Raw genomic sequence first — 19,174 nt, 5'->3', positions numbered from 1 at the left:
CGACATGCCGTGCCGTCGCTCAGGCGCGTGAAGGAGGAAGCCGCATGGCTGCTGTGGTGACGCTGTCCGTCGTCGTCCCGATGTATAACGAGGAAGAGGTCATTGAGACCACTTATGCGAAATTGACCGAGGTGCTGGAGGCGACGGGGGAGAGCTTCGAGCTCGTATTCGTCAACGACGGCAGCAGGGACAGAACGGCCGCCATCGTGCGGGGAATCTGCGCCCGGGACGCGAGGGTGAAGCTGCTCGACTTCGCGCGCAACTTCGGCCACCAGATCGCCGTGACCGCGGGCATGGACCACGCTTCCGGCAGAGCCGTCGTCCTGATCGACGCGGACCTTCAGGACCCGCCGGCGCTCATCCCGCAGATGCTGGCGCTTTGGCGCGAAGGCTACGACGTCGTCTACGGCAAGCGCATCTCCAGGCAAGGCGAGACGTGGTTCAAAAAAACGACCGCCAAGTGGTTCTATCGCACGCTGGCGGCGATGACCTCCGTCAACATCCCGGTAGATACCGGCGACTTCAGGCTCATGGACCGCAAAGTCTGCGACGCGCTGAGCGGCATGCGCGAGCGGAGCCGCTTCATCCGCGGCATGGTCGCCTGGGCGGGCTATCGTCAGATCGGGCTCGAGTACGCGCGGGAGGAGCGCTTCGCCGGCGAGACCAAGTACCCGCTGCGCAAGATGGTCCGGCTGTCGCTCGACGCGATCACCTCCTTTTCGACCAAGCCGCTCAAGATAGCGGGCATCCTCGGCTTCTTGCTGTCGGCCGCGGGTTTCATTTACCTGATCGTCGTCATTTGCCAGCGCATCTTCACCGACACGACGACCGCCGGATGGACGTCGCTCATCGTGATCAGCTTGTTTTTCCACGGGATCACGCTGTCGCTGCTCGGCGTACTGGGCGAATATATCGGCCGTATCTACGAAGAGTCGAAGCGGCGGCCGCTCTACCTGGTGGCGGACAAGCTGAACTTCGAAGCCACCCACGAGGATTCGCGCGAGCCGCAGGACCGGGCGCCTTACGCGCTCCGGAGATGATCGCATCGATGAATATCAAAAAACGGGACATCGCAGAGCGTTAGCGCTCCACCGTGTCCCGTTTTTTTTTCGCTTGTCCTATAGCGCTGCCGGTATCGCGTCCTCGCCTTCCCGCCCGGCCGCCTCGCGAAGCAGCTCGATCATATGGCGAATCGCGGGATCGCGCCATTTTTTGCGGTGAATGACGATCTGCGTGTAAAAGGTAATGTCCGGGTGGGAAAAAGGGAGCCGGATCAGCGTGCCCTCCGCAAGCTCCCGCACGACCGCGATCCGAGGCAGCAGCCCGATGCCGAGCCCGTAGGAGACACACTGCTTGATCGCCTCGAGGCTGCCGAACTCATGGTGCACGTCGTAGGCGACGCCGTGCTTGCCCAGCAGCTTTTCGAAGGCGTTGCGGTACGTGCACGTGTGCTCCGTCGCGATATAAGACTGGCCGTTCAAGTCGGCGGCGCAGATCTGGACGGCTTGCTGCAGCCGGTGTCCCGGGCTCGCGACCAGCACCAGCTCTTCCTCGCGCAGCTTGATCGCCTCGATGTCCTCTTCCTGGATCGGTTGGTCGAGGACGATGCCCAGGTCGATCTCGCCGGCCTTGATCAGCTGCAGGATCTGGGTCTCCGTGATCGGATGCACCTGAAGGTTGATCTCGGGATAGACGCGGCGATACTGATGGAAGACCGGGGGCAGGAAGTAGGAGAAGAGCGATTCGATCGTGCCGATGTCCAGATGTCCCTTGGCGGGCCTGGAGATCAGATGCTTGGAGCTCTCGTACAGCGCCAGGATCTGCTCGAACGTATCGCGAAGCTGCTCGCCGGCGGAGGTCAGCCTCATCGATCTGCCGAACCGTTCGAACAGGATCACGCCGTATTCCTGCTCCAGCTTCTGAATATGCGTCGTGACGCTGGACTGGACGTAGCCCAAATTTTCGGCCGCCTTGGTGAAGCTGTGGCAGCGCGCTACTTCAATGAAAGACCGGATATAAATAAAGTCCACGTTTGCCACCACCTGTCTGAGGGCGGATCAGTACCAGCGAAGCGAGCCGAGCAGCATCAGCGCCAGCCAGTGGGCCGAAGCCTGCGGGCGGGGACGCTTAATCTCGTGGGGATGACGTTCGAATGCCCATCGCCGCTCGTATTCTTTGATCTCGTTATCCCATATTTTATAAGCACTGTGGTCCTGGATCAACAACTAAATCGCCCCCTCGGCCGTTTGTTGAGGAATATCTTATCATCCTCGCAAGACCGGCGGTTATCGAGCGATTTGCATGCCGATTATCGATATTATCGATGGAAACGCCATCATTTTAACGTAGATGGGCGCTTGGCGCGAATTCGGGTCAGGAACGCAAGGTGTCCGTCCGATAGCCCGTCGGCGTCGCGCCGAACGCGCGCCTGAACTGCTTGGAAAAATACAAGGCGTCCGGAAACCCGACGGAGGAGGCGACCTGCTCCACCGTCAGCTCGGGCCGCTCACGCAGAAGACGCTTGCCGCGGTCGATCCGGATGCGCGTCAGAAAAGCGATCGGCGTCACGCCGGTGTGGCGCTTGAACAAGCGGGACAGATAGGCCCGGTTGTAGACGAGCGTCTCCGCCATCGCCTCGATCGATACCGGCTCGGCGTATTGGGTGGACAGATAGCCGATGACCTGGCGAACAAGCTCCTCGCCGTGCGTATCGGCCAACGGCGGCTGTTCCGCGCGCTCCGCGTCTGCCATCATGAGAGAGGCGAGGAGCAGATGGAGCCGGCCCGCGGCTTCCAGCGAAGCCGAAGGGCTCCGCGCGCGGAAGGCATCGTAAATCTCGCGGCATCGGTCGGCGGGCGCCCGGGAGGCGCCGGTATCGACGATCCAGCGCTCCGCGCCGATGCCGGCTTCGGCCAGCAGCGAGTCCGCCCGATCTCCGGCGAAGGCGACCCAGCGGTACCGCCAGGGATCGTCCGCGTGCGAGGCGTAGCTGAACAGGCGTTTGGGACGGATCAGAAACGTGTGGCCGGGACCGAGCGCGTGGACGCGGCCTTCGGTCTCGAAGACGCCTTGTCCGGAGATCACATGGTGCAGCAAATAGTAGTCGACGACCTTCGGTCCGACGCGATGCGTCGGACGGGTCTGGCTCTCGCCTGCGAACAGCGCGGCAAGCCCTTGGGGGAGCGTGCGCGCGGGATTGGAGGCTACGCGGTAGTCGGGGGCTCGGTTCATCGGGATCTGTCTCCTTGTCGGGCATCTATTGGCGATTGTACCGCACGAAGTCACATTTCTCCATAGAGACCGCATTTCAAGCCATTTCCCCCTCGCGCCTTCGGGCGTTATACTAATAGTAAATCGCAGCCCTAATTCAGGAGGAATCCCATCATGCCTCATTATCCGACGCTTCGCGAGCAATTCATCACCCGCCTCGGCGAGGGCGAGTCCGACATCCGCATCTTCGCTGCGCCGGGTCGCGTGAACCTGATCGGCGAGCATACCGACTACAACGGCGGCGCCGTCTTCCCGGCCGCGCTCACCTTCGGCACGACGCTGCTGATCCGGCCGCGCGCGGACCGTCAGCTGCACCTGGCATCGACGAACTTCCCGCAGTCGCGGCTCGTCCCTGCCGACGACCTGGCCTTCTCCGAGGAGGACGACTGGACCAACTATCCGAAGGGCGTCGTCTGGGAGCTGGCTCAGCGGGGCATCTCGCTGTCGCGCGGCTATGACATTCTCTATCACGGCGAGATTCCGAACGGAGCCGGGCTGTCTTCGTCCGCTTCGATCGAGGTCGTCACGGCGTTCGCGCTGCTGACGCTCGAAGGCCGCAAGACCGACACGGTCGAGATCGCGCTCTGGTCGCAGCATGCGGAAAACGAGTTCGTCGGCGTCAAGTGCGGCATCATGGACCAATTCGCGGTCGCCAACGGGCGCAAGGATCATGCGATCCTGCTCGACTGCGACACCTTGAAGTACGAGCTCGTCCCGTTCGAGTCGGGCGACTACAAGCTCGTCATCGGCAACACGAACAAGCGCCGCGGACTCGTGGATTCCGCGTACAACGAGCGGCGCGCCCAGTGCGAAGCAGCGGTCGGCGACCTGCGCACGGCATTTCCAGAGCTGACGCTGCTGGGGCAGCTCACGCTCGCCCAGTTCAACGAGACCGCGCATCTGATCGCGGACGAGATCGTCAGAAAGCGCGCGCGCCACGTCGTCGAAGAGATCGACCGCGTCGGCCGCTCCGTGGAGGTGCTGCGCCAGGGCGATCTGGCCGCTTTCGGGCAGCTGATGAACGCTTCGCACGATTCGCTGCGCGATCTGTACGAGGTGACGGGCGCGGAGCTCGACGCGATGGTGGCCGCGGCGCGCGAGGTGCCGGGCGTACTCGGCTCCCGCATGACGGGCGCGGGCTTCGGCGGCTGCACGATCTCGCTCGTGCACAAGGATCAGTCGGAGCGATTCATCGCCGAGGTCGGCGAGAAGTATAAGGCGGCGACGGGATTGACGGCGGATTTTTACGTATGCGACATCGGCGACGGCGTTCACGAAGTGAAGGAGGAGAATTAAAATGGCGGTATTGGTGACGGGCGGAGCGGGCTATATCGGCTCCCATACGGTAGCGGCGCTGCTGGACAAGGGCGAAGAGGTCGTCGTGCTCGACAACCTGTACCAAGGGCACAAGGAAGCGCTGCTCGGCGGCAAGCTGTACGAGGGCGATCTGCGCGACGAGGCGCTGCTGGACCGGATTTTTTCCGAAAACGAGATCGACGGCGTCATCCACTTCGCGGCCAACTCGCTGGTCGGCGAGAGCATGACGAATCCGGGCAAATACTACCATAACAACGTATACGGCACGCTCGTGCTGCTGGAGGCGATGAAGAAGGCGGGCGTCTCCCGCATCGTATTCTCCTCGACCGCGGCGACGTACGGCGAGCCGGAGAAGGTGCCGATCGACGAGTACGACCGCACCAAGCCGACCAACGCGTACGGAGAGACGAAGCTCGCCATGGAGAAGATGATCTCCTGGTTCGACGTCGCGCACGGCATCAAGAACGTGTCGCTCCGCTACTTCAACGCGGCGGGCGCGCACGAGAGCGGCAAGATCGGCGAGGACCACACGCCCGAATCCCATCTGCTACCGCTCGTGCTGCAGGTCGCGCTCGGCCAGCGCGAATTCATCTCGGTGTTCGGCGACGACTATCCGACCGAAGACGGCACCTGCATCCGCGACTACATTCACGTCAGCGACCTGGCGGACGCTCATATCCGCGCCCTGAACCGTCTGCGCGACGGCGGCGAGAGCGCCGTCTACAATCTGGGCAACGGAACGGGCTTTTCCGTCAAGCAGGTCATCGACGTGTCGCGAGAGGTCACGGGTCACCCGATTCCGGCCAAGGTGGTGCCGCGCCGATCGGGCGATCCGGCGGTGCTGATCGCCTCGTCGGAGCGCGCGCGCGCGGAGCTCGGGTGGACGCCGAAGTACGGCGACCTGCGTCCGATCGTAGAGAGCGCGTGGGGCTGGCATTCGGCGCATCCGAACGGATACGGCAAGTAAAGACGCGGGCGGCCGGGCGAGGAACGATGCGCGATGGGCGATGCGCGCGCTTCTTGCCCGGCTTCGCCGTGCCAGGCAACAAGGGAAGCTTAGAGCAGACGAAGGGATGACGCGAGATGAGCAACAGGGGCGAAGCCGCCGCGGACGCGAGCGGCATGACGGAGGCGCGCAGGGACGAGGTCGGATCGCTGATCCGGAGGCTGGTGCGCTTCGCGCTGGAGCGCGGCATGATCGGCGAGCTTGACGAAGACTTCGCGCACAACGGGCTGCTTGACTTATTCGGGCTGGCGGGACCTGCGGGCGGACCGTTGCCGGAGGAGACGCTGGAAAGTCCGGTATCCGTACTGGAGCCGCTGCTGGACGCGGCCGCCGCGCTCGGGCTGATCCCGGACGACACGACGACGCAGCGCGATCTGTTCGACGCCCGGATCATGGGGCTGCTGATGCCCCGTCCGTCCGAGACGTCGGCTGCGTTCGACCTGCTGTCGGCCGCGGACGGCGCGCGCGCGGCGACGGACTGGTTTTACCGGCTGAACATCGACTCCAACTACATCCGGATGGACCGGATCTCGAAAAACGGATACTGGCTCCATCCGACGGACGACGGAGAGCTGGAGATCACGGTCAACCTGTCCAAGCCGGAAAAAGATCCGCGGGAGATCGCGCTGCTGCGCAGTCTGCCGCAGACCAAAGTCGATTATCCGAAGTGCCTGCTATGCCGCGAAAATGTCGGCTACGCGGGCAGGCCCGATCATCCGGCGAGGCAGAACCTGCGGATTTTGCCGCTGACGCTGCGGGGCGAACGGTGGTTTTTCCAGTACTCGCCTTACGTGTACTACAACGAGCACAGCATCATCCTTCGGGGCGAGCACGTGCCGATGCGCATCGTGCCCGAGACTTTCGAGCGGCTGCTGGACTTCGTGGACGCGTACCCGCACTACTTCGTCGGCTCGAACGCGGACTTGCCGATCGTAGGCGGTTCCATCCTGAATCACGACCACTTCCAGGGCGGCAGGCACGTCTTTCCGATGGAAAAGGCGGGCGTGGCGGAATGGGCGACGCACGGCGCGGAGCGCGGGGTACGCGGCGGCATCGTGCAGTGGCCGATGTCGGCATTGCGCTTGCGAAGCCGCGACCGGACGGCGCTGCTGCGCGTGGCGGCCGAGGTGCTGGCCGATTGGCGGGCTTACAGCGACGCGGCCGCCGGCGTGTACGCGGCGAGCGGCGACGTGCCGCACAACACGATCACGCCGATCGCGAGGCTCGCGGAGGGCGGCGAATACGAGCTCGACCTGGTGCTGCGCAACAATCGCACGAGCGACGAGCACCCGGACGGCATCTTCCATCCGCACCGCGAGCTCCATCATATTAAGAAGGAAAACATCGGCCTGATCGAAGTGATGGGACTCGCGGTGCTGCCGGGCCGGCTCGACGCAGAGCTGTCGCAGATCGCGCAGCTGCTGACGGGCGAGACGGCCTACGATCCCGCTGCGATTGGCGGCGGTCAGGAGGATGCGGCATCGCATCCGCTCGCGAAGCACGCGGAGTGGATCGCGGAGCTGGTCGCCGCGCACGGCACGGGGATGGCGCCGGACGCCGCGCGGGCCGCGCTGCAGGCCGCCGTGGGCGACAAGTTCCACGCCGTGCTCAGGGACGCGGGCGTGTTCAAGCAGGACGCCGCGGGCCGGGCGGCGTTCGGCCGGTTCCTGGCGGCCGCGGGCTTTGAGCCCGGCAGCGCCGAGTAGGGCTGCACGCCGCATCGGACATCGCAAAAACGCCTTCGTTGCCTGACGGCGACGAAGGCGTTTTTGTTGTGGAGCGCCGGCTGTTTCGCGCAGTTTACCCCCGCAGCTTGCCCAACTCCGACACGAGCGCCTCGACCTCGCTGATGCTGAACCGGTCCTTGGAGGCGACCATGTCGTAAATATCCTTGAGGTCCTCGTAACGCTCGGCGTTGAAATGCGACGCCTGCATCGCGGCGCCAGAAGCCATCCGCAGCTTCGTCTTGATCGCTTCGATCATATATTCTACGTTCTCTTGTGTCGGCTTGGTCAGATCCATCGCGCAGCATCCTCTCTCGGTTTAAGCTCATCCTATTGTATCACAGCGGAGCCTTCTCGGCGCTGGCATAACCGAACGTCGCGTGATACGCTGTAACGAGAACAAGCGATTTCCGAAAGGAGCAGGACGATGACCGCGAACCGCGCCCCCGGGGCCTCTCCTTTCTTTTTTGCCGCTTCCGGCGCGCAGGAGCTCGAGCGTTTTTTTCGAAGCGCGTTCGGCCGGCATCGCGGCGAGCCGATCGTCTTCCTCTGCATCGGCACGGACCGCTCCACCGGCGACTGCCTCGGCCCGCTGGTCGGCACGATGCTGGAAGAGCGCGGCGTCGGCGGCGTGATCGGGACGCTGCGCGAGCCTTGCGACGCGGACAGGCTGGGACGCGAAGCGTCGGGTCTGCCCGCGGACGCCGTCGTGATCGCGATCGACGCCTGCCTCGGCCGTCCCGAGAACGTCGGAAAGTTTCTGCTGGCCGAGGGGCCGCTTCAGCCGGCGCGGTCGGTGGGCGCCGCGTTCCCGCCGGTCGGCGACTATAGTATCGCGGCCGTCGTGGGCGAATTCGGACCCAAGCCGTACATGACGCTGCAGACGACCTCCCTGTATGCCGTGATGGAGATGGCGAAGCGGATCGCCGATGCAGGGGCCGCCGCGCTTGCCGCCGTGCGGTCGGAAGCATTTGACGCGCGCGACGAAGCGGATGAGACGGCATTTGAGTTGAAGGACGACAGTTCGTTAAAATAATAGAAAACGGCGGAAGGATGTGCTGGCATGGCTCGCAACCGGCTGACATTGAATAACGGTCTCGAAATCTCGTATTTGGACGAGGGACAGGGCGCGCCCTTGCTGCTGCTCCACGGCTACTGCGGCAGCGGAGCGTACTGGGACGACGTGCTGCCCTTGCTCTCTGCGCATGCGCGGGTCGTCGCTCCCGATGCGCGCGGCCACGGGGGGACCGCGGCGACCGGAGGGACGTATACGATGGAACAGCTCGCGGAGGACGCCTTGCAGTTGCTCGACGCCTTGAATATCGGGCAAGCGTTCGTGCTGGGCCATTCGATGGGCGGCTATACGGCGTTGGCGCTGGCCGAGCGCGCCTCGGACCGGTTGCTTGGACTTGGCTTGCTGCATTCCACGACCTTCGCCGACGACGACAACGGCAAGGCGAATCGGGATAAGGTGGCGGAGCGCATCTCCCGCGAGGGCATGCAGGGACATATTCGCGACCTCGTGCCGAAGCTGTTTTCGCCGGATAACCTGACGCCGTTGCAAGCGCAGGTCGATCGTGCGCTGGCGATCGGATTCGGCACGTCCGCCGAAGGCGGCATCGGGGCCGCGCTCGGCATGAAGGACCGTCCGGACCGGCGTGGCGTGCTCGAAACGCTTGAAGCGCCGATCCTGCTGCTGGCGGGCGAGTCGGACAACGTGATCGGCCCTGAAAAGCGGTTCCCGGTCTCCGGCCCGGGCGTGACGCACCGTCTGCTCGAAGGCGCGGGGCACATGGGCATGATGGAGCGGCCGGCGGCCTTCGCCGAGGCGATCCTGGCATTCGTCGCAGCCGCCGGAGAGAAGCGGGGAGTAGCCGATGTTTGATCGCGACTACTTCATGCGAATGATCAATCAGATGTCGGTCGCCTTCGGCGCGCTGATGGGGCTCAAGCAGCAGGGCAAGCACGAAGAAGCGCTGCTGCTGATCGACGAGTTCATGAGCAAAGAGCTGCGCATGCGGGCCAGATTGGCGCTGGGGCTGTCGGATGCGGACCTGATCGCGATGTTCGGCGGCGGGGGCCGCCCGGACGCCGAGGCGATCGGGGCGATCGGCGCTTTTTTGCAGGAAGAAGGGGACGTGCTGGCGGATATGGGCCGCGAAGCGGAGAGCTTGCAGCGATTGGAAAAGGCATTGCGCCTCATCGGCTACGTCTTGCGCACGCACGGCCCGGTCGAAGGGCTCGACCTTGAACGGCGCATGGAGCGGCTTGTCGAAGGTCCGGCGCGGTTGGACGGCTCCGCGCAAACGCTGCGCGCCGCTTGGGAGTGGCAGGAGCACGCCGGACGCTATGCGGACGCGGAAAACAGCTTGTACGAACTCTTCGACGCCGGGGACGCCGGCCCGGACGAAGGCTTGTCCTTCTACGAACGGCTGAAGGCGTTGGCAGACGAGGCGCTGGGGCGCGGCGGACTTTCGCGAGACGAACTGCGCGAAGGCGTCCGCCAATGGAACAATCTGACGAAGGAGACGGCATCATGAGCGCGGAGACGACAACGGAGGAATTAAAGACCCTCGTCAGGGGAGCGATCGAAGGGGGCAAGCTCATCCAGGCGACCGTCAGCCAGCCGCGCAGCAGGGCGGAAGAGACGCGCAAGATTGCCGTCCGCCCCGTCCTCTTGAAGGGCGAGCTGCGCTACCAATTCGAACGGTTCGCCGGCGCGAAGGCGCTCCATCAGAATCTGGCGCCCGCCGATGCCGCCGACGAGCTCCTGCGGCTCGTCGAAGCCGAGTACCGTCAGGCGCTGCTTAAGACGACCGAGAACGACATCCAGATTCTCGTCAGCAAAAAAGGCAAAGCCGCCGTTCTCCGCGGCGCGCCGACGGCCAAGGCTGCGGGAGACGGAGGCGCCGCTGCGCCGGCGCCTTCGCACAACCGAACCAAAACTTACGTGCTTCCCGAAGGGGAGCCGGTGCCTTTCCTGGAAGCGCTCGGCGTCATGACGCCCGAGGGAAAGGTGCTTAAGGCGAAGTACGATAAGTACCGTCAGATCAACCGGTTCTTGGAGATGGTGTCCGACGTCGTTTCCCATTTGCCGACCGGCCGGGAGCTGACCATCGTGGACTTCGGCTGCGGCAAGTCTTATTTGACGTTCGCGCTGTATCACTTGCTGGCGATCCGGGAGCGTCTGCCCGTGCGCATCATCGGGCTCGACCTGAAAGCCGACGTCATCGAGGACTGCGCCAAGCTGGCCGACCGGCTGGGCTGGGATCGCTTGCGGTTCGCGGTAGGCGATATCGCGGATTACGCGGATGCCGATCGGGTGGATATGGTCGTGACGCTGCATGCCTGCGATACGGCGACGGACGCCGCGCTGATTAAGGCCATAGGTTGGCAAGCGTCGGTCATCTTGTCGGTGCCTTGCTGCCAGCACGAGCTAATGCGCCAGATCGAGCAGCCGGTACTGAAGCCGCTGCTGCGGCACGGCATTTTGAAGGAACGATTCTCCGCGCTCGTCACCGACGCGGTGCGGGCGCAACTGCTAGAGGCTTCCGGCTATAAGGTGCAAATGCTGGAATTCATCGATTTGGAGCATACGCCCAAAAATTTGCTTATCCGTGCCGTCCGCAGCGGTTCGCCGGTCTCGGCGCAAACGTGGCAGGATTACGAGAAGTTCCGGGATTTCTTGTCCATTTCGCCTTATCTGGAAAATAATATGGAATTTAAAGTAAAAAAATAGATAAATTTAAGATTTGTTTTTACAAACTTTGCCATTCTTCTTGTCGGCAAAATCCTGCCTATGTTAGAATAAATCAATTGCCCCGGGTTAATGGGTTAGTCCTTCCATGAAAAGGTGAGCCGATTGGAATTTATACGGCCAGACTTTCTGTTGTTCGTTTGTCTGTTTGTGCTGCTCGGCCTTTTCATTGCCCTTAATCCGATTTCCAGAACGCACAAGGTTTATCTCGCATTCCATTTTATTATGATGCTTTGGCCGCTGGGACAAGTCGGCGTGCGCTCCACGGACATCCCCGCCTATCAGCATTTCTACTTGACCGTGTCCTTCGTCGCGCTTAGCTTGCTCGGGCCGGGATGGCTTGCGTTCGTACTGTTCTTGACCAAGCGCACGCACTATTTGCGAAGGCCGCCCCGCATGGTCGCGTTTCTCATGCCTGCGTTCCTCTGCGCTGCGTCCGCGATCGTCAATCCGTTCGGCCAATTCCTGAAGCCGGAAGACGGGCAGTACGGGGACAGGGAATACGGGCCGCTTTTTTGGATCATGACTTTCGTTCAATTCGCGTATTTCTTTATCGCGCTTCTCCATATGTTCAACGCCCACCGGACGGTGCGATCGCTCAACGAGCGCAAGCAGCTGGCGACGTCCTTGCTCGGCATGTTCGTGCTCACGGTGTTCGCGGTGCTCGACCTGCTGTTCAACGTCGTGCTGTCGCCTTGGCTGGGCGTGGTTCAAGGGCTTACCTCGACCGGCATCGTCTTGTCGGACATCTGCTTCGTCATCGCGATCTACCGGTACGGCGTATTCGATCTGGTCGACACCGCCAAACACAAGATATTCGAACAGGTGGAGACGGGAATCATCGTGATCGACGAGTCGTGCAAAATATTGGATTTCAACCGCAGCGCCGTCGGCTTCGCGCATCCCGTCAAGGGCGAGACCTTCGATCTGGAGCGCATCTTGCTGTCCGGACAGCCCGCGAACGACGTGAGCGATTTTCTGTTCCGGTACCGGCATCATCCGGGAGATCGGATTCGCACGGAGCTTCTGCTTACGGACGGACCTTATAGATCGGTCTCCCTGCAGATCTCGCCGCTGCTGGATCAGTTCAAGAGCCTGCAGGGGCGGATCGTCGCCTTCTACGACGTCACCGAGCAGCGCAAGCTGATCGACGAGATGAACGAGAAAAACGAAGCGCTTCACGAGCGGAACCTGGAGCTGATCGCGATACAGGACGAGCTCTATCGGGCCAACAAGAAGCTGGAGAAGGCTGCGATTACGGACGGCCTGACCGGGTGCTACAATCGCACCTTTTTCCAGCATTACGTCGAGCATGAAGCTTTTCTTTGCAAGCAGCGCAACGTTCCGTTCTCTATTTTGCTGTTCGATATCGACCACTTCAAGCAGATTAACGACCGGTACGGCCACCTCGTCGGCGACCAGGTGCTCCGCGAGACGGCCGAGGCCGTGCGCTCTACGCTTAGAAGCCTCGATCTGCTGGCGCGCTACGGCGGCGAAGAGTTCACCGTGTTCCTGCCGCAGACGAATCGGGACGAGGCGCAAGCTGCGGCAGACCGCATTATGGAATCCGTGCTGAACAACGGCGTGCAGGCCGCAGGCGACACGATACGCGTCACGATCAGCATGGGGATCGTCACCGACGGGAGCGACGAATCGGCAGCGGCTTCGGATGCCGGATCAATTCCGACGGACATCGCGGGGGAATTGCAGGCCTTGTTCGCGAAGGCGGACGTGGCGCTCTACAAGGCCAAGAACGAAGGACGCAATCGGGTCGTCGTCTCGTAGTACCATGAGGCGAATGGGGAGGAGCGGTCGGAAAATGGACAATCGCGGACTTATGACCGGTCTGGCGGCTGCGGCGCTGGTCAGCGCGGCCGTCGGCGCGGCCGGATTGGCGCAGCGATATATGGCATCGGCCGGGAATTACGCGTTGTGGGAGGCCGCCGGCTTCGCGCTCGTCTTGTTCCCGGTCTTCGGCATGTTTGGCAGACAGTACGACCGGTTGAAGCGGCGCGCGGACCGCGACAGCTTGACCGGGCTATGGAACCGCAGCTTCGCGCACCGCTGTATCGTCGGCCTCTTGAAGCAGGCGGAGGCGCGGCGCAAGCGCCTTGCGGTAATGCTGATCGATCTGAACGACTTCAAGCTGATCAACGACGGGCTCGGACATGCCGAGGGGGACAGGGCGATCTCGATGGCCGCGGCCGCTCTGGAGGACGCCGCGGTCCGCGGCGAGATCGTCTGCCGCTGGGGCGGCGACGAATTCCTGCTGCTGTGTCCCTACGCGGATCGGCAGGAAGCCGAGGCGCTGAAGCGCGCGATCGACGAGCGCATGGAGGGGCTGTCCCTACACTGCGGGTACCGTATGTCGGCATCCTGCGGATATGCCTTCTATCCGGAGGACGGCACGACGCTGGCCGAGCTGTCGGCCGCGGCGGACCGGCGACTCTACGACAGCAAGCGCGAAGCCAAGCCTATGCCGGAGCCGCGAAGGCTCGAAGCGTGAGCGTTGGTCCGGATCGGCCGCGGCAGAAGGATGAGTGCGGTGCAAGCTGCAACAGCCGTTGAACCGCGGTCTAGCGCACCGCGATCTGCGAACCGCGATCTGCGAACCGCGCTTTGCGGCTGCGCAGACCAAGCCCTGTTCGAAAACGGCACAAGCCGTTATTCGGAAGAGGGTTATTTGTGTTTGCGAAGGCCGGAGCGGAGCACCGCAGTACGGAGTCGGAGCAGAGCCGTGCTTGCGGCCGGCCGGCAAAGCCGCTACGCTAGAGACATGACGCTGACCGAAGCAGGGATTTTCCATGATCTATAAACGTATATTGCGGCTGTCGTTCGCGCTTGCAGGCGACTTGCTGTTTGCTTTTGTTTTATGTTGGGCCGCATACAGGCAAGGATTGTTCTACGACGCGGACTTGTACGGCTTCGAGGCGGCGCTGCTCGTCGCCGCGGCCGTCGCGGCTCTCGCTGCGATCGCCGCCGGACGGGCGCTTCCCTGGTGGGCGCTCGCGCCGCTGGGGCTTGCGGCCGCCTATGGCTGCGCCTGGCTGGCGGGTCCGGCGTCCGTCAAGGGGACGGCGGACAGCCTGCTCCGATGGTGCGCATACGGCGCATGGCTCGCGCTTGCGGCGATATTCGCGGCGCGGCGCGGCGGAAGAGCGGCAGGCCATGCCGCGTTGCACGCCGCAGGCCTGTACTTCGTATGGGGCGGGATTGCGGGCTGGTTCGGGTGGATCCATTATCCGGACATCGTCTACCGTTCGTCGGATGCCGCTTTGTCGATGACAGGCGCGCGTCTGGCCGGCTTCCTCCAATACCCCAACGCCTGCGGCGCCGTTGCGGCTTTTTTCGCGCTCGTCCTATGGCAGCAGCTTGGAAGGCCTGGGCGCGCTGCGAACGCATTCGCTGCCGTTTCGCTCGTGCCGGCGCTGACCGCGCTGCTGCTGACCGAGTCGAGAGGCGCCATGCTGGGGCTTGCCGCCGCGGGACTCGTGTCGCTGCTGGCGGCCTACCGCCGGGAACGCCGGGGCTACGGCCTCGCGGCCGCAGGACTCGCCGCGCTTTGCGCGGCGGTCGCCGCCAGGTTCGCCTTCGGCGCGATGGAGGCCGCGGCGCCGGGCCGCGGCGTCTGGATGCTCGCCGCGATGACGGCGGCATTCGCTTTGGCGGCGTTGCTGCTGCGGCAGCGCGAGGGGCCGCGGGCATCCGGCGTCTTCGAACGGCTGCGCCGGCAGCTCACCACTATGTGGGGCGGAGCGGCTGTATTTGCGGTCTGCGCGACGATCGCTTATCTGCTGCTTGCCTCCGGCGGAGGCTCGGGCGGACGCGCGGAAGGCAACCTGGAGACCGCCGGCGCGCGCACGCTTTATTACGCGGACGCGCTGCGCATGTTCGCCGACCGGCCGCTTTTCGGAGCGGGGGGAGAGACTTGGCGCATGCAGGTAGGCTTGTACCAGAGCGGACCGTATATCGGTAACGAGGTGCACAGCGGCTATCTGGAAGTGCTCATCGACACGGGGGCGCTCGGGTTCGCCGCGCTGCTTGCGATGCTGATCGGCTTCGCGGTTATCCTTTGGCGCAAAGGCGCCAGGCTCGTATGGGGACCTGCCGCTGTGATCCTGCTGCACGCAGGCGTCGATTTCGATTGGTCCTACGCTTATATTTGGCTGTTGCTGCTCTTCTGGCTGGCGCTTCATCTGTCGCTGCCGGCGCGCGAGCCTGCGCCGGCGCGCCCGCTGGCTTCCGTGCGCGCTAGAAGTGTCTCAAAGACAGAGCGAATCGTTCGACTGGCCATTCCTGCGCTGCTGTTGCTTGCGATGGCGATCGCCTTCTCGTCGCCGGCTATCCGCTACATGTCGGCGGCCGGCGCCTACGAATCGGCGCAGACCGCGAGAGGCGACGCGGCGAAGCTCGCGCTGTTCCGCGAAGCCCAGCGGGACAACCCGCCGTGGAACCGACCGCGCCTTGAAGCTGCGACGCTGCTGCCGGCGGACGAACGGGCCGATTGGCTGTCGGACGGTCTTCGCTACGAGCCGGATTCGCCGACCGTGCATTACGCGCTCGGGATGGCGTACGCCGATTCCGGCGAGGTGCCTGAGGCGGAGACGCATCTGAAGGAGGCGCTGCGCCTCGCACGATTCGACCGCGATTCGCAAAATGCGGTCATCGCCAGATTCGCCAAGCTCGCGCAGCAGCTGAAGGATGAAGGGGATAACGAAGGCGCTAGGCAAGCGGGTTTAGCGGGCGTCGGATTTTTCGAACGATATAAAGAGCTTTACGCGCGCCAGTACGCAGGCAAGTCCAATCCGTGGTCAGGCACGGAGCTGTTCGTCGCCGCCAAGGTCAACGCCGCGAGATGCGCGATATTGGCCGGCCGCCGCGAAGAGGCGGTGCCTTGGCTGCGCGAGGCGCTGCAGGACGGGGATGCGGATTGGCAGAGCGAGGCGCGAGCATTGCTGGATTCCAAGGACGAATAAAAACAAGCCCGGCAGCATCCGCATCGTTTTCGACGCGGCGCTGCCGGGCTTTTATCGGGGGACATGCCGGAGCGTCAACCGCCGAACGCATCCCGGAATGCCCGGACGAGACGGTCTTGGTCGATCTCCCACAGGCTCGCGATATCGGAGGATACTTCGGCTTCCCACCAGTCCGCCAGCTTTTTGCGGTCGCTGCGGTGTTCGTGAATCCACAGCAGATTCAGCATGACGCGGCGGACGTACAGTTCCTCCGCTTCCTTCAATTTGGCGTCGGGCACGTATGCCTTGAGTCTCTTGACGGTCCGGTATAATTCGTTGCCGCACGCGCGCCTGATGACCCTGGCGGTAGGCAGCGAGCCGGCGTGCTTGCCCAAGTCGTTTTTCATGCAGAAGCGCTCCTCTCCGCGTTAATCTATGCGGTGGAGGAGCGCGGGGTTACGAGGACTGCCGGCCTTGCGGCCGTCAATGGCGACGATTATTGAACGACGAGATAGCCGACCATCGGGACGCCGTCCTTGGGATCGCTATGCGTCTCGCAGACGATGGCGTAGGTGCCGGCTTCCTTGGGCGTAAAGCGGACGACCGTCGTTTTTCCTTTGGTTACGGTAGCCTTGACGCCGAGCCCTTCGATCGTGAAGGGATGGGACTCTCCGTTCACGCCCGTGATGCGAAGCTCGACGGGCTGTCCTTTTTTGACGGGAATCGTGCCGGGATCCCAGCGATACGCTTCGAGCTCTTGCCCGCTGTCCGTCTTCGAAGTGAATTCGGTCGTCACGATGTAACGGACCTGCACGTCCGACGGCGGAGGCGCGGAAGCCGCCTGCGTCCGGTGCCAACCTGCGTAGGCCGCGCCAAGCACGACGATCGCCAGGGCGGCGATGTACCACTGAATCCTTCTTTTGCTGATAAACATGACTCTGCTCATATCCGTTCGCTCCTCTTCGGCTTTGTCCTACTGCATTTGTATGCGCGGGCCCGTCCCCGCATGACATCGATGTTTCTATCGGAACCTCGCCAAGTAGAATCGGGGCGTGCGGATATGCTAGAATAAAAAAGGTTCCGGCCCCTACTTATATCGCGTTTGTCCCACGACGCAAATACGATGAAGAGAGCAGGTACATAGGATGGATATGATTCACGAATGGCTTAACCAGTTGCTGCATTGGATTGAAAGTCTCGGTTATTTCGGCATCGTTATCGGCCTCGCCATTGAGGTCATACCCAGCGAGATCGTGCTCGGCTACGGCGGCTACCTGGTCTGGAAGGGCGACGTCAACTTCTGGGGCGCGGTCGCGTGCGGCGTTCTCGGGGCGCTGATCCAGCAGTGGATTCTGTATGCAATCGGCCGTTACGGCGGCAGACCGATCGTGAACCGTTACGGCAAATTTCTGCATTTGAAGCCCAAGCATGTCGACAAATCGGAGCAGTGGTTCCAGAAGTACGGACCGATTATCGTGTTTACCGCGCGGTTTGTGCCTGTTATGCGACAGGTCATCTCCATCCCAGCCGGAATGGCCAGGATGAATCTGGCGTTGTTCAGCGGCTTGACGCTGCTTGCGTCCATCCCGTGGTCGATTTTGTTCGTCTGGCTGGGCAAGTCTCTTGGAGACAACTGGGAGCAGATCGACGAGAAGGCCGCGCCGTACGTTCGCCCGATTATCCTTATCGCGCTCGCGGCACTGATCGTTTACTTCGTTTATATCTTTTTGCGCAAGCGGGGCAAATCCATTTAACGGATTTGCTTTTTTCGTTCGCATGGTTTTCCTTTTGGCGCAGGGATTGCTACAATAGGATCAAGTTCATTTACGTTGTCGAAACGAGGGATATCGCATGAGCCAACAGCTCGCACACAAGTTTAACCAGGGCATCTCGCCGCGCGCTTTTATGGACGGGATGGAGAAGAACAAGGAAGCCTTTAATGCCAATTACGACAGCTTCGCATGGCCTGACGAGAAGAGCCAGGCGTTTTTCGAATCGCTGAACAATCGCGACGACCTTCGCGCCATGATCATCACCGCGGACTGGTGCGGCGACGCCCTTCGCAGCGTGCCCGTCGTGTTCCGCGCGTTCGAAGCCGCCGGCATCCCCACAGAGGTCATGATCATCGAGCAGCACTTCGATCTGATCGACCAACACCTTACGCTGGGCGGACGCTCGATTCCGATCGTCCTCGTTATGGACACGGGCGGCGCTCTTCTGGGCAAATGGGGACCGCGTCCGCAGCATGTCCAGGACGTCATGATCGCATTCAAGGAAGCGAATCCGGACAATCAGGCATCTACTTACCAGGACAATCTGTCTGTCGCGCGCAAGGAGATCGTCAAGCAATACGGCGATGTCTCCGAGTACACGCCTGTCATCCTTTGGGAGCTGCAGGACGTGCTCGAGCGCGTTTAAGGGAGCACCGCGATGCTGACTTTTCAAGCCTTCCCGCTCGGGCCGCTCCAGACCAATGCCTACGTGGTCGTCGATGCGACGCGGACGCGGGCGATCGTGATCGATCCGGGCACCGCCGATCCGGCGCTTTTGCGCAAAGTCGCGGGTCTTCAAGTCGAGGCGATTTTGCTCACGCATGCGCATTTCGATCATATCGGCGGCGTGGACGAGCTCCGTGCGAAGTGGAGCTGCCCGGTTTATCTTCATCCGCTGGAAAAGGACTGGTTGACCGATCCGGCCAAAAACGGCTCCGCCCGCTGGAGCGACGTGACGGCCCCGGTCAAAAGCGGTCCGCCGGATCATAGCCTAGAAGACGGTCAGAAGCTGCAGTTGATCGGAGAGACGTTCGAGGTGCGCCATACGCCAGGTCATTCTCCGGGCAGCGTGAGCTTCGTATGCGGAGATCTGCTATTCGCCGGGGACGCCTTGTTCCGCCGCTCCGTCGGACGCACCGATTTGCCCGGCGGTCATCAGGATACGCTCGCGAAGTCCATTCGCAGCAAGCTCTACGCGCTGCCGGACGATACGCTCGTCTTGCCGGGCCACGGTCCCGAGACGACGATCGGAGAAGAAAAACGGGAAAATCCTTACGTTCCGGCGCTGCCATAGCGAAGGCGTGCATGGATTTCCCGGGAAATTGTCGAAGAATGGTAAAAAAGGGGTTTACAAGCCCCGCGGTACTCTGCTA

At 62.7% G+C, this 19,174-nt stretch carries 20 protein-coding genes; 14 read left to right on the top strand and 6 right to left on the bottom strand.

The features are described from left to right. Positions 1-44: 44 nt before the first annotated feature. Complete coding sequence (locus BM235_RS00205) at positions 45-1,040, top strand: glycosyltransferase family 2 protein (protein ID WP_090108529.1); 996 nt, start codon at positions 45-47, stop codon at positions 1,038-1,040. Positions 1,041-1,118: 78 nt separating this feature from the next. Here BM235_RS00205 and BM235_RS00200 read toward each other — a convergent pair whose 3' ends face one another. From BM235_RS00200 to BM235_RS00195, 3 genes are all read right to left on the bottom strand, one after another. Continuing rightward, complete coding sequence (locus tag BM235_RS00200; RefSeq protein WP_158543624.1) at positions 1,119-2,030, bottom strand: LysR family transcriptional regulator; 912 nt, start codon at positions 2,028-2,030, stop codon at positions 1,119-1,121. A gap of 27 nt (positions 2,031-2,057) precedes the next feature. Beyond that, positions 2,058-2,225 (bottom strand): hypothetical protein, encoded by a 168-nt coding sequence (locus tag BM235_RS31865; protein WP_158543623.1) that lies wholly within the window; start codon positions 2,223-2,225, stop codon positions 2,058-2,060. A gap of 148 nt (positions 2,226-2,373) precedes the next feature. After that, positions 2,374-3,231, bottom strand: a complete 858-nt coding sequence (locus tag BM235_RS00195; protein ID WP_090108527.1) for an AraC family transcriptional regulator — start codon at positions 3,229-3,231, stop codon at positions 2,374-2,376. Positions 3,232-3,384: 153 nt separating this feature from the next. Here BM235_RS00195 and BM235_RS00190 point away from each other — a divergent pair, with 153 nt between their 5' ends. The 3 genes from BM235_RS00190 (at position 3,385) to BM235_RS00180 (ending at position 7,299) form a co-directional block, all read left to right on the top strand. Then, on the top strand, positions 3,385-4,566 hold the full coding sequence (locus BM235_RS00190) for a galactokinase (RefSeq protein WP_090108526.1): 1,182 nt from the start codon (positions 3,385-3,387) through the stop codon (positions 4,564-4,566). Position 4,567: 1 nt separating this feature from the next. Beyond that, the gene (gene galE, locus BM235_RS00185; RefSeq protein ID WP_090108525.1) at positions 4,568-5,554 is read left to right on the top strand and encodes a UDP-glucose 4-epimerase GalE; all 987 of its coding nucleotides are present in this window, start codon (positions 4,568-4,570) and stop codon (positions 5,552-5,554) included. Between the two features lie 155 nt (positions 5,555-5,709). Beyond that, entirely contained in the window at positions 5,710-7,299 is a 1,590-nt protein-coding gene (locus tag BM235_RS00180) for a UDP-glucose--hexose-1-phosphate uridylyltransferase (protein ID WP_090109506.1), read from the top strand. A gap of 94 nt (positions 7,300-7,393) precedes the next feature. Here BM235_RS00180 and BM235_RS00175 read toward each other — a convergent pair whose 3' ends face one another. Beyond that, on the bottom strand, positions 7,394-7,615 hold the full coding sequence (locus BM235_RS00175) for a DUF1128 domain-containing protein (RefSeq protein ID WP_090108524.1): 222 nt from the start codon (positions 7,613-7,615) through the stop codon (positions 7,394-7,396). 129 nt (positions 7,616-7,744) lie between these two features. Here BM235_RS00175 and yyaC point away from each other — a divergent pair, with 129 nt between their 5' ends. The 7 genes from yyaC to BM235_RS00140 all read left to right on the top strand — a co-directional run bounded on the left by yyaC (position 7,745) and on the right by BM235_RS00140 (position 16,050). Then, positions 7,745-8,353 carry a spore protease YyaC gene (gene yyaC / locus BM235_RS00170; protein ID WP_090108523.1) on the top strand — a complete coding sequence of 203 codons (609 nt, stop codon included), beginning with the start codon at positions 7,745-7,747 and terminating at the stop codon, positions 8,351-8,353. 27 nt (positions 8,354-8,380) lie between these two features. Next, complete coding sequence (locus tag BM235_RS00165) at positions 8,381-9,202, top strand: alpha/beta fold hydrolase (protein ID WP_090108522.1); 822 nt, start codon at positions 8,381-8,383, stop codon at positions 9,200-9,202. Then, positions 9,195-9,857: a DUF6483 family protein gene (locus BM235_RS00160; protein ID WP_090108521.1), complete on the top strand. Its 663-nt coding sequence runs from the start codon at positions 9,195-9,197 to the stop codon at positions 9,855-9,857. The genes BM235_RS00165 and BM235_RS00160 overlap by 8 nt, the downstream gene beginning before the upstream one ends. Then, positions 9,824-11,056, top strand: coding sequence for a class I SAM-dependent methyltransferase (locus BM235_RS00155; protein ID WP_255373995.1), 1,233 nt, complete (start codon positions 9,824-9,826; stop codon positions 11,054-11,056). Before BM235_RS00160 ends, BM235_RS00155 begins: the two co-directional genes overlap by 34 nt. A 114-nt stretch (positions 11,057-11,170) precedes the next feature. Beyond that, entirely contained in the window at positions 11,171-12,859 is a 1,689-nt protein-coding gene (locus BM235_RS00150) for a histidine kinase N-terminal 7TM domain-containing diguanylate cyclase (RefSeq protein WP_090108519.1), read from the top strand. A gap of 34 nt (positions 12,860-12,893) precedes the next feature. Then, positions 12,894-13,580, top strand: coding sequence for a GGDEF domain-containing protein (locus BM235_RS00145; protein WP_158543621.1), 687 nt, complete (start codon positions 12,894-12,896; stop codon positions 13,578-13,580). A gap of 298 nt (positions 13,581-13,878) precedes the next feature. Then, on the top strand, positions 13,879-16,050 hold the full coding sequence (locus BM235_RS00140; RefSeq protein WP_090108517.1) for an O-antigen ligase family protein: 2,172 nt from the start codon (positions 13,879-13,881) through the stop codon (positions 16,048-16,050). Positions 16,051-16,124: 74 nt separating this feature from the next. Here the strand turns inward: BM235_RS00140 and BM235_RS00135 are convergent, their stop codons facing one another. Continuing rightward, the gene (locus tag BM235_RS00135) at positions 16,125-16,436 is read right to left on the bottom strand and encodes a dehydrogenase (protein ID WP_090108516.1); all 312 of its coding nucleotides are present in this window, start codon (positions 16,434-16,436) and stop codon (positions 16,125-16,127) included. Positions 16,437-16,525: 89 nt separating this feature from the next. Next, positions 16,526-16,975: a cupredoxin domain-containing protein gene (locus tag BM235_RS00130; protein ID WP_090108515.1), complete on the bottom strand. Its 450-nt coding sequence runs from the start codon at positions 16,973-16,975 to the stop codon at positions 16,526-16,528. Between the two features lie 199 nt (positions 16,976-17,174). On the opposite strand from BM235_RS00130, the gene BM235_RS00125 reads away from it, so the two are divergent. From BM235_RS00125 to BM235_RS00115, 3 genes are all read left to right on the top strand, one after another. Next, positions 17,175-17,783, top strand: a complete 609-nt coding sequence (locus tag BM235_RS00125; protein ID WP_090108514.1) for an undecaprenyl phosphate transporter UptA — start codon at positions 17,175-17,177, stop codon at positions 17,781-17,783. Between the two features lie 97 nt (positions 17,784-17,880). Next, positions 17,881-18,447 (top strand): thioredoxin family protein, encoded by a 567-nt coding sequence (locus BM235_RS00120; protein WP_090108513.1) that lies wholly within the window; start codon positions 17,881-17,883, stop codon positions 18,445-18,447. Positions 18,448-18,459: 12 nt separating this feature from the next. Beyond that, the gene (locus BM235_RS00115) at positions 18,460-19,095 is read left to right on the top strand and encodes an MBL fold metallo-hydrolase (protein ID WP_090108512.1); all 636 of its coding nucleotides are present in this window, start codon (positions 18,460-18,462) and stop codon (positions 19,093-19,095) included. Positions 19,096-19,174 lie beyond the last annotated feature (79 nt).

Source organism: Cohnella sp. OV330, assembly GCF_900112065.1.
GTDB lineage: Bacteria > Bacillota > Bacilli > Paenibacillales > Paenibacillaceae > Cohnella.
Note: the sequence above shows the minus strand (reverse complement) of the source record. Positions and strands in the feature narration are given on the sequence as shown.